Source organism: Streptomyces sp. APSN-46.1, from assembly GCF_022815725.1.
Taxonomy (GTDB): domain Bacteria; phylum Actinomycetota; class Actinomycetes; order Streptomycetales; family Streptomycetaceae; genus Streptomyces.
Genome location: NZ_JALGRF010000001.1, coordinates 403,384 through 418,751, shown reverse-complemented (window position 1 = coordinate 418,751; position 15,368 = coordinate 403,384). Strand labels below are relative to the sequence as shown.

11 protein-coding genes are annotated in these 15,368 nt (G+C 69.7%); 2 read left to right on the top strand and 9 right to left on the bottom strand.

Translation table 11 applies throughout. The features are described 5' to 3' along the window. Nucleotides 1-490 precede the first annotated feature (490 nt). Nucleotides 491-1,312 carry a lipase family protein gene (locus MTF65_RS01850; protein WP_243626385.1) on the bottom strand — a complete coding sequence of 274 codons (822 nt, stop codon included), beginning with the start codon at nt 1,310-1,312 and terminating at the stop codon, nt 491-493. A gap of 342 nt (nt 1,313-1,654) precedes the next feature. Further along, nucleotides 1,655-2,467, bottom strand: coding sequence for a hypothetical protein (locus MTF65_RS01845; RefSeq protein WP_243626384.1), 813 nt, complete (start codon nt 2,465-2,467; stop codon nt 1,655-1,657). A 389-nt stretch (nt 2,468-2,856) separates the two neighbouring features. On the opposite strand from MTF65_RS01845, the gene MTF65_RS01840 reads away from it, so the two are divergent. Further along, a complete protein-coding gene (locus tag MTF65_RS01840; protein WP_243626383.1) occupies nt 2,857-3,261 on the top strand; it encodes a hypothetical protein in 405 nt (134 codons plus the stop codon). A 564-nt stretch (nt 3,262-3,825) separates the two neighbouring features. Continuing rightward, nucleotides 3,826-4,461: a transposase gene (locus MTF65_RS01835; protein ID WP_308407085.1), complete on the top strand. Its 636-nt coding sequence runs from the start codon at nt 3,826-3,828 to the stop codon at nt 4,459-4,461. A 234-nt stretch (nt 4,462-4,695) separates the two neighbouring features. On the opposite strand, the gene MTF65_RS01830 is transcribed toward MTF65_RS01835, so the two are convergent. The 7 genes from MTF65_RS01830 to MTF65_RS30590 all read right to left on the bottom strand — a co-directional run bounded on the left by MTF65_RS01830 (nt 4,696) and on the right by MTF65_RS30590 (nt 14,967). Continuing rightward, entirely contained in the window at nt 4,696-5,871 is a 1,176-nt protein-coding gene (locus MTF65_RS01830) for a hypothetical protein (protein ID WP_243626381.1), read from the bottom strand. A gap of 74 nt (nt 5,872-5,945) precedes the next feature. Next, entirely contained in the window at nt 5,946-7,394 is a 1,449-nt protein-coding gene (locus tag MTF65_RS01825; RefSeq protein ID WP_243626380.1) for an N-6 DNA methylase, read from the bottom strand. A 62-nt stretch (nt 7,395-7,456) separates the two neighbouring features. Continuing rightward, nucleotides 7,457-7,642 carry a hypothetical protein gene (locus MTF65_RS01820; protein WP_243626379.1) on the bottom strand — a complete coding sequence of 62 codons (186 nt, stop codon included), beginning with the start codon at nt 7,640-7,642 and terminating at the stop codon, nt 7,457-7,459. Nucleotides 7,643-8,576: 934 nt separating this feature from the next. Next, complete coding sequence (locus MTF65_RS01815; protein ID WP_243626378.1) at nt 8,577-11,513, bottom strand: hypothetical protein; 2,937 nt, start codon at nt 11,511-11,513, stop codon at nt 8,577-8,579. Continuing rightward, nucleotides 11,514-13,376 (bottom strand): HSP90 family protein, encoded by a 1,863-nt coding sequence (locus MTF65_RS01810; RefSeq protein ID WP_243626377.1) that lies wholly within the window; start codon nt 13,374-13,376, stop codon nt 11,514-11,516. A 241-nt stretch (nt 13,377-13,617) separates the two neighbouring features. Beyond that, nucleotides 13,618-14,595: a hypothetical protein gene (locus MTF65_RS01805; RefSeq protein ID WP_243626376.1), complete on the bottom strand. Its 978-nt coding sequence runs from the start codon at nt 14,593-14,595 to the stop codon at nt 13,618-13,620. Nucleotides 14,596-14,799: 204 nt separating this feature from the next. Then, entirely contained in the window at nt 14,800-14,967 is a 168-nt protein-coding gene (locus tag MTF65_RS30590; RefSeq protein WP_374207137.1) for a hypothetical protein, read from the bottom strand. Nucleotides 14,968-15,368 lie beyond the last annotated feature (401 nt).

Sequence of the window (15,368 nt, the reverse complement as noted above, 5' to 3'; positions counted from 1 at the left end):
CGGAAGCCGAAGTTGAAGTCGTCGCTGCCATGACGGCGCTTGAGGTCCTCGTCCAGGGTGAAGAAGCGCGCGGCTTCGGCGCGTAGCGCGGTGAGGATGCCCGCTGCCACCGCCGGAAGGGCGATGGTGGCGTGGCCATGGTCGAGGATGTCGCCGGCCGGGCACCGCCGTCGGTCCCATCCGCTCGATGACCGACGCGTACAAGGCGCTGGTTCTGCGAAACGCCCGGCTGGGCGGTGGTGCTGAGCAGGTAGCGGGCGGCGTTGGCGAGCCCGGCCGCGCTGCCCGCAGGGCGGGCAGCAGGGCGGGCAACGGGCCCGGGGATATACGCGGCCGGGCCAGGGCGAGGGTTGCGGTGCTGGTGAAGTCCGAGGCAAGTCCCGAGTCTCCAGCGCGTCACGCAGGCCGGACACGGGCTGGTAGAAGACGGGCAGGCCGCACGCCTGAGCTTCAAGGGTGCCCAGGCCTGGCCGCGCGGAGCCGGGCGGCGTCAGGCGAGGTTCTTCTCCAGCGCTGCCACGTACTGCTTGATGGGGTGGTCGCGTACGGCGTCGGCGGCCGGTGCGAGGAGGTCCGCGGTCATGCCCTTGGCCCGGTCGGTGAGTGCACCGAGCAATGGCATGGAGGTGCGGATGTGGCCGTCGGAGTCGATGTAGCGCAGGGTGTTGACGTGGGTGTATGCGGGCTCGGGCGGGAGCTGGGGGACGATGTCGTTGTTGTTGACGAAGCGGTGCAGCCGGTCCTTGAAACCCTTGTTGCAGGCGGCGGCCAGCAGCCGGTCGCAGGTGCGGGGCTGGCCGAAGGTGTAGATGCCGTCCGCCTGCAGGCACGGCTCCTCCAGGTAGAGCCGGCATCCGGCGAGCATCGCCAGGGCGCCACCGAGGCTGTGCCCGGTGAACCACACGCTCTGGTCGTGGTCGCGGAGCTCGGCGAGGGTGTCGCGGACGGATGGGAAGACGGAGTCCAGGGCTTCACCGAAGCCGTAGTGGATGTAGCCGGTCTTGGCGGGGCCCGGCCAGGGCGGGGTCGTGGCGTCGGAGAGCCAGTCACGGATCTGGGCCGGTTCCGTACCCCGGAAGCCTGTGATGATCATCTGATCGCTGGCAATGGTGTACGCCTGGGTGTCCTGCAGCGGGAAGGGCGGCGTGAAGCGGGTGTGGTGGTGGCGCACCCGGTCGAAACCCCACTCCCGGGCCTTCTGCTCGATGGTGGCCTCGTCCTTGTAGGCCAGGTCGGCGGCCTGGACCATCCAGTAGGCGAGCTCAACGCTGTATCCGCGGGCGTTGTGGTCGATCGTCGACGGTGCAGACATGAGCGGTATCCCTTTCACCAGGGAGATGTGCCACCATTTCCGTGCTGCGGGCTTCGGAAAGATGACTTTCGACAGGCCTGTCGTACCGGTCCTGACCGCTGTGCGTTCGGCGACGCGCGCGATCTTCACTCATGCGCAGCAGTTCACTCCCCCCACTACGCGGTTAGTCATAGCGCGCACTCCCCAGTTCGTCACAGCGCGCGAGGGCCATGGGCAGCACCCGATCGACTGAAGTACGTGGCCCTGGCGCGCCGGCTCCTCCACGACCCCACCCGCGAGAGCAGGCGGCCCATCCCCCGGGAAGGGGGACGGGCGGCGTGGGCCCGCGAGCAGGATGTGGGGTCAGGCCAGTCGCCGTGCTGCGAGGTTGCCCGGCTGGTAGGGCTTCTCGAGTGGCATTTCCTTGGGCACGTACAGCCGCAGGTCGACGTCGAGGCTCTTGCCCGCTTCGATGAGGTGGTCGTCACCGGGGGTGTCCAGGATGAACCGGTGGTCCTGGGTGGACTTGGTGACCTTCGCCGCCTCGGTCTTGCGATCGATCGATTCCTCCCAGGGATTCGCCTGGCGGAGCTTCTGATCGACCTCGATCCCCTCGTACGCCCGGAGGAGCCTGCCTGCCTGTGCCTTGGGGAAGACCTTTTCCTTGAGTTCGACCTTCTGAGGGTTCTTGGTCGGGTCGGCGAGCAGCAGGGCGCCGTTCTTCCCATCGACCGCGTAGAGGCGCCGTCGACGGGGTGGTAGGCCCAGTCGTACGAGCCCGCCCGTACCCGGAGGGTTCTGCAGGGTCGCCGTGATGGGGTTGGCGGTCAGGTCCAGGACCGCGCTCCTGGAGTGGGGCAGGCCGCACATCACCATCTTGCCGCCGTCCGGGCTTACGGCGCCCAGCACCCAGTTGTTCTCGGGCAGGCCGGCGACCTTCTGCGGTGTGACGGTCTTGTTCACCGGGTCGACGACGGGCAGCGTGTTGGAGTCCTTCCTGCTCATCGCGTAGAAGAGGCCCTTGGACCAGCTGTAGGCCAGGGCGTCGTACCCGTCGTTGTACGGGGCCACCTCCGTCTTGGCCACATCGCCGGCGAGCACGTCGAAGGTGTACAGGCTGGTGGGGGCATCACCGATCGCCAGGTAGGTGAAGCGGTTGTAACACTTTGCCGTCATGTGCCGGCTCCTGTCTGCGGGCAGCACTCGGACGGCGGCCACAGGCTCGCCGCCCCGATCACCACCGGTAGGGGGCGGCCCACGTCCTCGAAGAACCCGTGAAACCCCGCGTGTAAGCCATCCGGGCACCACAGTTCACCGCAGAACGAATTAGAAACGATGCCCTCACTTGCCCGGTTCTCCCGGGTCGGGCAGACGGGGTTTACGGAAGCCCAAGCAGTTGGTCGGCGCCCGCACCCGCCGTTCGCCACCATGCGCAACCTCTCGTTGGACACACCCGGCTGGGTGATCCCCCAGGCGTTGCCGATCCAGGTGCCGCAGTGGGGTGTACAGCGGCCTCTACGGTCGGTCCACAATCCTGCAAAACCCCACCCAAGGAGCAGCACATCATGGGAATCCTCGACGGCGCCGCGAAGACGGCGGGCCAGGTCCGTGACGCCGGCCACGCCGCCCTCGGCGGCAAGAACGCCTCCGGTCTCAAGCACCAGGTCGTCACGGTGAAGGGCCGACCAGCGGGCGATCAGTACGGTGACCTGACCAACACCAGCGCCCCGCTGACCCTCGAGGCCAAGGCTCCGGCAGGGTACATCGTCACCGGCGGCGGCTTCGAGCTGCCTGAGTACAACCGCGCCGACGCAACCGCTCCCGGGCCGGCTGACCGAGTCAACAGCAGCCGTCCCAGCGACAGCGGGACCGCCTGGACCGTCTCGTTCAACGTCGACTTCCGCGGACCTAACGTAGAGAACTACCCCGAGTTCACCGTCTACGCCGTGTGCGTCGCGGCCGACCACTGAAGGCAGCGAAGCGGAAGCCCCGGACCCGATCGGCTCAGTCGGCTCGGTCGGCTCGGTCGGCTCGGTCGGCTCGGTCGGCTCGGTCGGCTCGGTCGGCTCGGTCGGCTCGGTCGGCTCGCCCATGGTCCGGCTGTGGCCGGCCCAGGCCGACGAGAGCGAGCGGCCCAGGGACCCGGAGTGGAACGAGCGGAAGGGACTCGCTTCCCTACAGCGGGAGAACCGCCGTCTGCGTTGCCGCTGCCGGAAGCAGGCCGTTGAGGAGCGTACAGCGGCAGCACATGCCTGACGGCTGTCGTGGACGTCTATACTCAACGGGAGGGTTCCGGCCGGCCGGACCACCCGCAAGGCGATCTCGTCAATAGCGTGCCTTGGCCGGCGACCGGCCGCCGGTATGCCGGCGGGCGGTCGCTGTGCTTCCTCAACCCTTGCTTGGTTCCTGGACCGCTCTGCGGAGGACGTCACCGAGGTCAGCAACGGCGGGACGTGATCGGGACCGATGCTGGCCACTTGCTGACCTGGACCCCAACAGCACGTCGCTGACCTGCGGGAACGCCCAGATGCTATATGTCGGACCTTGGCGTTCCTCCCGGCCCGCGGAACAGGACTGTTCGCCACAACGGAGCGCATCCTGGCGCCGTTCAGCGCCGTTACCCCGCTACTTTCCCGAAGCAAGCGACACCCTGCTCGCGGAGATGTTCCATGGCCGCACCAACGAGCTGTCAGCCGTTCTTGACCCACAGGGTCGAACATCCTCTCCGGCGGCCGACGACTCGGCCTGACGAGCAGTGGTCGGTGCTGGAGTCGTTGCTGCCCGCAGCGGGTGTGGGTCGCAAGTCCGGCAACCGGCGGCGGTTGGTGGACGGTGTGCGGTGGCGGGTGCGGACCGGTGTTCCGTGGCGGGATCTGCCGCGTGAGTACGGTCCCTGGCAGACCGTTTACGGGCTCTTTCGACGCTGGCAGCGCGCGGGCATCTGGGCCCGGCTTCTCACTATGTTGCAGGGGCGGGCGGATGCGGTGATCAGTGGGAGTGAACGTCGACTCCACGGTCTGCCGGGCCCATCAGCACGCGGCTGGTGTCCGCCGGGACGGGCCGGGCAGAAGGAGCCGCCCGGTGGGCTCGGGGTCGAACCGGAGGATCACGGGCTGGGCCGATCGCGGGGGGGGCGGGTTCACGCTTGGACGTGCCAGAACGACGGCTAACAACACCGCGGGGGCGCACAAGCGCAGAGGCCGCCCTGGCGTTTCTCCCGAGGAAGCAGCAGCTGTGAGGGTCACGGTTGCCGGCATTGCGCTGGGCAGGTGGTCGGACCGGCGGCCGCCGCCACCCTCATGCGAGACCCTGGCTTGGAGCCCATCGGCGCCTGCTCAGGCGCTCCCTCGATAAGATCCCAGGGCAGTGGCTGCACCATGTGTGGTCGCCGGCAAACAGCCGCCTCACAGCGCCTCAGCCATGACGCCGCCGTGAGGGTCCGGGCTCCCGGGCCGGAACAGGGTGCGCGAGCGGGAAGAGATGTCGCGTAGCAGGCGGCTGCGGAGATCGTGCAGACTCCGATTCTCGTCGACCGCCATCTGGGCCCTGCTGTGCATCGGTTCGGCTACACGATGGAACTGCTCGCGTACGTCCTTGCCGGGCCACTCAACCTCCAGCCGCAAGAAAGCGCGACGTGTGATCTCGCGTGCGCTACGGCCTTGGGCCACCTGGGACAGTTCGCCGCAGCGGGACCGCAGTTCGTGCAGGAGCCACAAGAGGTCGGTGGGTTCCGCAGGCCGTACGGCCAGAACGCCCCGTCCCGGGATGGCGGGGCGCCGTGTGACCGCCACACGTGCGCCCCCGGACCGGGTCGCAACCAGGATCGTGCCTGGACCGAATGCGCCGGGATGTGCGGCAAGGTCCAGACATTCGATTCCGTCGATGTACGGCAAAGACGCACCCAGAATCTCCGACGGCGTGACCTGCGCCGGCCTGGGCCCTTCGCGTTCGGACGGAGGCTTCCCCGTCCCGGTCTTCGCGTCGGCAACCGCACCGAACTGGCGCCTCGACCAGGAGGCGTTGTGTCGTTCCCAGTTGGCGTGGTACGCGTCAGCGAGTTCTATCGCGTGGGCTGCGATGCTCAGATTCAGTTCCGCCTTGGCCTCGATCACAGTGATCAGCTCATGGATCTTCTGGATCTGCTCCGGTGGGGGAACGGAAACCGGCATCTTCCTCAGTGCGTCAAGGCTCAACGTGGGTTCGACGTGGGCGGACACATGCTGATCGATCCAGGCTCGTGCACGAGGGGTCTGAAGCCAGATCCGCAACCATCTTGCGATGGCCGGGTCCTTGGCGCGGATGATCCCGACACCTCGCGTCGCAATCCATGCCTCGTGATCTGCGGTGACCAGCGCCGCGTCACCCACACGGCGCACCAGCACAACGGCCAGATCGCCCTCCTGAAGTACAGCCCGCGAGGCCTTCGGCTCGGCTGCACCTGTACGGCCGGGCTGATCGGTGACGATGCGTCCCCGCCGGATGTCGCCGATCCGGACGACCCCTTGATGCTCCGGAAACCCGAGGTCGCTGATTCCGTACGTGATGCTCACGTCCTGCGCGACTTCGCCGGCCTCGGCCAACCGGACCTCACTCCATCCGGCTGCGTGAGCGGGATGTCCGTGGTGGAAGGTCCGGGACTCGATGGGGACGCGGATCACAACTCCTCCAACATACGCCGCAAGTCGCGCTCCAGGAGATGCGCCTCTTCAAACTTGCCGTAGAGCTCCTGCTTGAGTTCATCGATACGCCAGAGCTCGGTCACGTCGTCGTCGCCCTGCTCCGACGCGTACGAGAGCGGCAGAACTTCGTAATCGTGCTCGGCGATGTTCTCCGCGGAGCAGGAACGGCACCAGCCCGGCTCGTCCTCGTAGCGGGCTTGCTCGCCGTCCGGTGGCAGCGCGCCCCGCCATGCGGCCAGCGTGCGCTGAATTTTCTCGGCTCCATCGGCCGTGAGGCGCCACTGCCGTGCACCCGGCACGCGCTCGTTGGCCCTTCGCGCATTGATGAAGAGGACATTGTTCCTTCTGTCGCTGCTCCCCCAGCCTCGGTGAGGGCTCTTGTCCCGGTTCAGCAGCCACAGGCAACAAGGGATGCGGGTGTGAGAGAACAAACCGGGTGGCAATGCCACTACGGCCTCGATGAGGTCTTCACGAACCAGATACTGCCGGATTGCCCGCTCAGCCGGCCTGACGCCTCTGGCGGCACCATCGGCCATCAGGAACGCAGCCCTCCCTTGTGGAGCAAGCGCATGTGCGATGTGGAGGATCCAGGCGAAGTTCGCTTTGTCCCGTGGCGGAGTGGGCATACCGGGCCAGCGGGGATCCTGCGATGGCGGGACCTCGGAACCCCAGGAAGGATCGTTGAAAGGCGGATTGGCCAGCACGATGTCGTAGGGCCTGCTGGACGGCTGCGCCAGGCTGTCGACCGGCGTACCGAGGTCTGCCGGGATTCCGCGCACTGCGAGATTGAGCTGCGCAATCTGCAACGTACCGGCATGAAGATCCCTGCCCGTCAGCACCAGACTCGGCTGCAGTCCAGTCTGCTCACGCACGTGTCGATCGGCTTCTGCCAGCAGTCCGGCAGACCCGCACACAGGATCGAGCACGTGATGCCCGTCCTGTGGGGCCGCCGCTGCCACCATCAGTCGCACGATGTCCCGGGGCGTGAAGTAGTGCCCCCCTTTGGCCTGTGAGTTGGAAAGGTCCTCCAGGCACTGCTCCAGGAGATCCCCCACGCGATCCACCTTGTCGATCGCCCTCACAAGGCTGCGGAGATCGTCGTCTATGGTCGCGGGAAGTCGCGGCAGGTAGTCCTTCCCGGCTTCGGTGTCGGCCGGCGCAAACGCCGGAGACAGCCACTGGGTCAGGGCCATCCGCACGTGCGGCCCCAGTGGCTGAGGAGCCCTGGCCTGCTCGACAAGCCAGAACCAGGAAGGCTTTGCGTGGCTCCCGAAGACGTCCAGGGAATCGATTTGCGCCCTGTTGCGCAGGTAGACAAGGCCGATGACGACTCGGCAGGCATCGTGGGCGTTCAGGCGACCCGCCAAGCGGCGCGTCAGTTGCCGTACGCGGGCTGACAGCGGGCTCACCTCCTGTGTCGGCACGCCGGACATCGTTGCGGCTCGTTGCACGTGTTGCACGTGTTGCACGTGTCGCACGCCCACAGTCACACCATTCCCACTGCTGTCATGGTCAGGATGGACAGCGTCAGAGTCGCGGCGAAGGTCGCGGCTCCCGCCTGAACCGCCCCAATCATGGCCGCCCCGCCAGCCCTCTTCAGGATTCCACCGAGCAGTGCTGCGATCACGGCCAGTTCAACGGCCATGACCACGAACAACACCTTCTGTTCCATACCCGACTCCCACTCCAAGTCATGCAAGGCCGACGTGCCCTCGCTCACAGCCGAGGGGTCTCGCGTTCCGTTCCTGCGATGCCGCAAACGTAGACGCTAGGCGCCAACGAGCTCTTGGAGCACGCAGTTTGGGATTTCCTTAGGAGAATCCGGCGCCTCGGGGCCCAGATGGAGAGAGCACACGGTTCGGGCTTGGAGTGCTTGTCCGTTCGCCGGCAACGCCCCGCAGGCTCGGATCTCCCCAGTGCCCGGATGGTTGTCGCCGACACTGGAGTCCGCTTCGATCTCCAAGGCAGCCGTCGTGTGCGTTTCCGCCTGAGGAACGAAGGTGCTGGTTCTGAGAGCCGGCAGGCGAGACCGTACGGCCCGGCCAGGATGAGGCGGATTGGATCTTCGGGCTGAGCACCCTGGAGTTCGATGCCTGCTGGGGTACCCGGCCGACCTGGAGCCGGCTGAGCCAGACGATTGGGACGGACCTGTCCCGATTCAACGATGCGGACCTCCAGGACATGCTCACAGCAGTGGACAGTGTCTTCCACAGAGACGACCTTGTCCTGTCCGTCCTCATTCGGACCGACACCGGCGAACCGCTGCCGTACTTGGGCTTCGTCCTGAAGAGAGGAGGCCCGCGCCGCCCTCCCATGGCTGCAAGGCACTCGGCAGACCGAGCTCAACGACCATGGCCTCGGGCGGCGGCCAGCAGCAGTGAGGGGCAGCTCGTCCTGCTGCTGGGGGAAGTCAATCGGTCCCAGCCCCGCTATCGCGGGGCCTGGACAGCCGCAACGGCGGTCAGGCAGGACGAGTCTGTTCAGCGTGCGGCCCATCAAGGCTCTGGCCCTTCAGCGCAGCTGTCAGATGCCGCATGGATACGGGAGCACACCGGGATGCCCTGCCGAGAGGCCGTCCCCCGGCAGGGCACCGCTGCTCGCCGGTGCTACCGCTTCGTGTAGTCCTCGCGCAGGGCGTCGAGGATGTGGGCGGCTTCCGGGAGGTCGGCCGCGCGGCAGCGGGCGGCGGCCGTGGTCAGGCGGGCCACCGCCTCCTTGAAGCGGGCGAGGCCGTTGCCCTCGATGAGGGCCGCGATCCGGACCGCTTCGGCGCGCGGTACCTCGCCCTGTTCCCCGCCTTCCTCGTGTGCGGCGACGGCGGCCTCCACCTCGGCCAGGGCCTGCTCGAAGCGTTCGGCCTCCGCGAGGACGCGGGCGCGGCGGTAGTGCACGTTGCCGCGTTCGTACCAGATGGCGAAGTCGTCGGTGTCTTCCGGTACGGCGGCGAGGAGCGCATCGGCCTGCGTCAGGTGGTCGAGGGCCGTGTCCAGGCCTTCGGGTCCCCTGGCCTGGAGGGTGAGCCGGGCGAACTCGCACATCATGTGGATGATCAGGGGCGTGTCCGGCGCCTCGGCGTGCGCGGCGACGGCGCGCTCGTACGCCGTCGCCGCCGCCTCCCACCGGTCGGCCATCGCCAGCGCGCCGGCCGCCTCCGCCGCCACCAGGGTGAGGACCCGGCGGTCGTCGTCCTCCCAGGCGGCGACGGCGTCCGCGAGCCGCAGGAACTCCTCGGCCGCAGGCAGGTACTCCCCCAGTTCCCGCAGTCCGCGCGCCAGCGTCAGGCGGGCCTGGGCCAGTGCCCGCTCGTCGCCCGAGGCCGCGGCCTCACCGGCGAGGACTGATTCCAGGACGGCGACCGCGTCGGCCTGCCGGCCGGCCCGGGCCAGGACGTCGGCGAGCTGGAGCCGTACGTCGGTGGCCTCGTCGTGCGCGCCGTCCTGGTCGAACCGCGCGGCCGCCTCCGAGAGGTGACGCACCGCGCCGTTCACGTCGTCGAGGTGCGAGGCCGCGTGCCCGAGGAGGGCGTACGTCGGAGCCACCGCGAAGTCGGTGTCGTCGTACCGGACCGTGTCGGCGAGCGCCCGGTGCAGGAGTTCCGCCGCCTCGGCCGGCTCCCCCTTGCCGAGCATCAGCTGGGCGAGCAGGGCGCGCGGGCGCGAACCGCGCCAGGGCCGGTCGGAGGCGTCCACGGCCGCGAGAGCGGCCCGCAGGCCCTCTTCGGCGCGTTCGGGGTCACCGCTGCGGGTGGCCAGGTCCGCGGCGAGCTGGAGCGCGTTGGCCACTTGGTGGGGCACCGACAGGCGCTCCGCCTCCGCCCGCAGCGTCCCTGCACGCTCCTCGAAGCGTTCCATGGCGGGGACCGTGGGCTCGGGCAGGTTCCGCACCGCCTCCTGGTAGGCGGCGAAGGTGGCGGCGTAGAGCACGGTGAGGTACTCCAGCTCGACCTCCGACGCAGCGGACGTCAAGGGGGCTTCCGTCTTGAGGAGTTCGGCCTCGCCCAGGACGGCGTCGAGGTCGGTGCGCCTCGCCTCGTGGTCGGCCTCGTCCGAGGCGCTCAGCCAGGCCAGGCTGCGGGCGCGCGCGGAGAGCGCGTGCCAGGGCATGCCCAGTCCCTCGTACAGTTCGGCGGCCCGCTTCAGCTCGGCGGTGCTCTCCGCGTCGCGGTCCTCCTTGGACAGCCGGAACGCACGCTGCTCGGCGAGCTCGGCCCGCAGCAGTTCCTCCGGGCCGAGTTCGTCGTCGTACGTGGCGCTTCCGTCGGCGAGGCGCTCCTCGATGCGGGTCCAGAGCCGGCTCTCTCCCGGATGCCCCGCGAGACCCAGGCGGCGTGCTTCGCGCACCAGGGCGACGAAGTCCTGGGGGACGTCCACTGCCAGGGAGGAGACGGGGGCGGCGGTTGCCGTGGCGTTCGCCGCGGCGGGACGCGTGAGGGACGTGTGCAGGCCGAGGGGCAGCGGCTCCGCGAGCAGCGGGCGCTGGTCGAGGCGCCTGCGGCGCGCGTCCCCCACTGCGGTGGTGGCGTTGCGCGCGTCGAACGCCGTGGTGAGCCGGTCCGCCTCGGCGCGGACGTGGGCGAGGAGTTCACCGGCGGTCCAGTTGCGTCCGGGCGGGCCGGCGACGGCCGTGTCGGTGTGTCCGTCCTCGGCGAGGCGCGCCAGCAGTACTTCGGCGCCGGTGAGGAAGCCGAGGCGGGCCAGCGGTGCGCCGGTCGCCTCGAACAGCGGGCGGTTCTCCGCGAGGATCTCCAGCCCCCGCCCATCGTTGCGGGAGAGGGCGCAGAACTCGAGGTGGAGGCCGACCTCGTCCTGCATGCCGGTGTTGCCCCGAACCAGGCGGTAGCCGGTGAGGTGGTGGGAGCGGGCCTCGTCGGTGCGGCCGGCGCGCAGCAGGGGCAGGAGGGCCCGCGCCTGGCTCATCTGCGGTTCCTCGGTGCAGCTCATGCCCCCGCCGAGGACCGGCTGCCAGATGTCCAGCGCTCCGGCGTCGTCGCCCGAGGTCACCCGGTGCACGGCGAGGTGCCGGGTCTCGCAGGCCTCGCAGTCGCTCAGCTCGGTACGGGGGCGGGTGACCCAGAGATCGTAGGCGTCGGCGAGGCCTTCGCCCGTGTGGTACGCGACGTGGTAGCGCATCGCCGCGACCGGCTGCATGCCGTGGTCGGCGTCCTCGTAGCGGGTGCGCATCCGGTCAATCCACCCCTGGATGGTGGTCAGGGGCATGTCGGGTACCTGGAGCAGGGAGGTCGTCACCCACTTGAATCGCCAGAAGACCTGGTGGGCCTCCCACTGGCTGAAGGCTTCGGGGGCGGTGTCCCAGAGCCCCAGCACCCGGGCGAATACGACGGGCGACTTGCGGTGCTCGCCGGTGTATTCGTACGCCTCCATCAGCTCCAGCAGGGCGGTGACGAGGACGTCGGGCTTGTCGGGTTCGTCGAAGGATGCGGCCGCCTCGACGATCTCCTCGGCGGTGATGGTGCGCTGCAGGCCGTGGGGGCGGTCGTTGTTCTCGCGGAGCGCTTCGACGACGGCCTCGGGGGTGTCCAGCATCTACAGTTCCTTCCGGGGCTCGGAGCCGGGTGCCGCCGTACCGGGGTGGTGCATGGCGTGGGTGAGCAGGCCGATGAAGGCCCGGTTGAGCAGGGCGCTCTCGCTCGCGCGCAGGGGACGGCGGCTGAGGAGGAGGGCCTGGCCGTAGAGGGCCTCGGCGGTCGTGACGGCCAGTCCGCGCTCCGTGATGGTGATGGCCTGGCGGACCAGCGGGTTGAGGTGGTTCAGGACGAGCTGGGCCCGCGGGGTCTCGTGGCGCAGCGAGCCGAGGATGTCGGCCCACAGGCCGTCGCTGTCGGCGGCGAGGCTCGACCGGGTCCGCTCGTGGCGGGCGTCCCGGTTGTCGAGGAGCAGGGCGGGGGCGGTGACGGGCTGGAAGTCGCGCAGGACGACGTCGCAGTCGTGGACGCCGATGGTCTCGCGGACGACGGCGAGGAAGGCCGCCGCGCGCAGTTCGGCGGACGGGTCCACGGCGTCGAGGTGGGCCGTGACGGTGGCCGGGTCGAGGTCGGTGACGGCCGTGCCCGGGCGGATCTCCGGCAGCCGGTGCACGAGGTCGCGGTCGTACGTGTAGCCGCCATTGATGACGCCCAGTCCGGCGGCCGAGGCGATGGGCGCTACCTGGCGGAACTCCTCGACGCTACGCGTGACCAGCAGGGTCGGGTGCGTCCGCGCGAACTCCTCCAGCGTGACGTTGCCGTCGGTGGTCTCGAACGGCAGCCACGGCAGCACGATGCGCAGCAGCTCGTCGTCGTAGCGGGCGAGCGCCTTGACGGCGAGGTGGTGCGTGTCGATGAAGCGGTGCAGCAGGGACGGGTCGCTCGCGGCGAGTCCGGTGAGCCAGTCGCGGATCCGGTCGCCCAGGGCGTCCCGCACGGCGGACAGGGTGCCGTCCTCGTACAGGGCTTCGCGGGAGGCGGTCGGTCGCAGGCTGGTGGTGTCGACGACGCAGCGGACGAAGAACGCCCACTCCGGGAGCAGTTCGGGCGCCTGGTCCGTGAGGAGCATGCCCTTGAGGTGCACGCGGTGGCCGGCGCGCTGTGCCGGGCTCACGGCAGTGGGCAGGACGTAGGCGACGCCACGCAGCCCGGCGGCCGGCAGGTCCAGCTCGATCGTGTCAAGGGGGGTGAAGTCGAAGAGGCTGCGGCAGTAGGCGGTCATCGCCTCGCGGCGGGCCAGCGGGGAGCGGTGGGTCCGTTCCCACGGGGGTGTTTCGTTGATCTGGTGTGTCTCGCCGTGCGGTCCGACGACGGTGACTTCGTGGCGCAGCAGTCCGCCGTAGTGGCGGGCCAGGGAGACGACCTGCTGCGGCGTGGTCCACTCGGCGTTGTCGGCGCGCGGGGTGAGGCGGACGGTGGTGCCCGGCTCGGGCACGGCCGAGGCGGGCAGGGTGCGGATGGTGTAGCGGCCGTCGGAGTGGCCGCGCCATTCGACGGCGGGTGCCGAGGGGTCGGCGGCGGATCGGCTGACCACGGTGATCTCGTCGGCGACGACGAAGCAGGCGAGCAGTCCGATGCCGAACTGGCCGATGAAGTCGCCACGGGCGGCGTCGACGCCGGCACCGTCCAGGACGCCGTCGGGGGTCCGCTTGGAGCTGCGGCCGATGGTGGCGAGGAACCGGTGGACGTCGGCCTCGGTCAGTCCGATCCCGGTGTCCGTGACAGTGAGGGTGTCGTCGGTGCGCACCGTGATGGTAGCGGGCGCGCCGGGGGCGACGGCTTGCCGGGCGGTGATGGCGTCTACGGCGTTCTGCAGCAGCTCGCGCAAGTAGACGCGGGGGCTGGAGTAGAGGTGGTGGGAGAGCAGGTCGACCAGGCCGCGCAGGTCGACCTGGAACGTGTGGGCAGTCTCTGAGTTGGGCACCTGGCGGAGTCTTTCGGTGGGCGCCCCCCGCGCCACGGGCGGCGTGAGCGGGTGAGCGGACGGAAGGGGTGCGCTGGCGTGCGGCGCGGGCGTGGCGGGGACTGCCGGGGGAGGGTGGCACGGAGCACCGGCTGTCCTGGCCGGGGCACCCGCTGAGGGGTGGGCGGCCGGGCGGGGCTTTCGCGGCCCCAGCGGCTCCCGTCGCTCCTTTCGCTCCCGTCGCTCCCGTCGCTCCCGTGTCTCAGCGTCCGATGGACGACCGCTGCTTGCGGTAGGCCGCCGCCGGGTCGGAGCCGTTCAGGTAGTACCAGGGGAACTCCGTCACGCGTCCGTCGGTGATGCGGAAGCACTCCCGCGCGATGTCACGGTCCCCGGCCAGTGAGAAGGCCATCGCGAAGGTGTTGAGGACCTGGATCCACCCTCCGGCGCGAACGAAGTCCGGGTGGCGGAAGGAGTGGTCGGCCGCCTCCCGCAGGGACGCCGTGACCTCGGGCCGGCGCATGTAGGCGGCGTCCGGTCCGGCGTCGAGGGAGAGCCAGTGTTCGAGGTGGGCGATGGCGACGAGCTGGCCAAGCTGAGTTCCGGCGGGGGCGCCGAACGCAGACGTGCGGGCGAAGGCGTGCATCTCCTCGTGCGATCCGCCCCACTTGTCGCAGACCTGCTGCAGTTGCTGCTGGTGCGCTCCCAGGTGGTCCGGGTCGCGGCGCGCCGTCGCCTCGAAGCGGCGTCGCGCGGTCGTCTGCCCGACCTGGAGGCCGCGGCCGGTGATCTGGAGGCCGTACCAGGGCGAGGCCCACAGCGGCTCGCGCTCCGCAACCTCGTACAGGTACTCCTCGGCGGTACGCAGCCGCGCGTGGAAGACCTCGAACTGCTCGCGCGAGACGTCCTTGGCCCGGGCCCCGGTCCGCGCCTCCCAGCCCCAGCTGATATGGCGGATACCAGAAACGAGCCGGGGCAGGGCGGCCTCGGGATCCGCTTCGAGGACCCCGGCGATCCACCGCTCCACCCCCGCGGTATCGCCGACGGCCCACAGCAGCTCGGTTCGGTCGTCGCTCTCGGGGCGCGCTTCGAGCACCTCGCGCACGGCGGCCCAGTCCGCTGCCGCGGCGGCCTCGCGCACGCGCCGCACGTCGGGATCGCCCGAGTCCTTCTGGACCCGCGCGACGGGCCTACCTGCCCATTTCCCCAGCATCAGTCCCCATTGACGGAGCAATGCCATGCCCCCACCCCTTGCTACGTTCGAACGGGGGAGGGCATTGATCACCTCCCGTGAGGGTAGTGACTATCACGCCGCACCGACAATCGCACAACCTTTCCCGAGGCCCTCCCCACGTCGGTCGTCGGTAGCCGCGGTGGCGACGCGACCGGTCCGAGCAGATCGGCCCGGCCCCCGCCCGGCCCCCGCCCGGCCCCGCCCCGGCGGTCAGGTGTCGTACGCGCCGTCCCAGGGCGCCGAGAACTCAAGTCGGTCGGGGTGGAGTTCGGCCGCCCAGTCGTGTTCACCGTCCTCATCAACACCATGGGCCTCGGTCACGAGCCCGAAGACGACGCCCTCGACGACGGTCCGGAACGGCCGGATCGCGATGTCCATGGGGACGCCTGCACTGTTCCGCCCACGTTCCCGCGCAGCAGATGTCCGATCCCGTGTGGCGCCCGTCCAGGTCGAACCGGTGCGGCACGGCGATGAAGCTTGGCGACCGTGTGACCCTGTACCCCTGCTCTGACCCCGCCCCTGCTCGGCATGACCAGCTGACCCGTCGGCCTACGCGCTGCTGCCCGCAGTGGCGGGTACGTTCGGCCGTACGGGGTTCGGTCCAGGCCATGAGGGCCGCGACGGGGGCCGCGCCCCGGCACCGCTCGCTCCTGCGACCGGACCACTGTCTGCTCGCACACTGTCCATGGTCACGGGCTAGCCCGATCTCTCAGTCAGCAGCCGCAGCCGTCCCCTCTCCGGAGCTGGGCCACTCGGGGTCGGCCTCCAGGATCGCCACC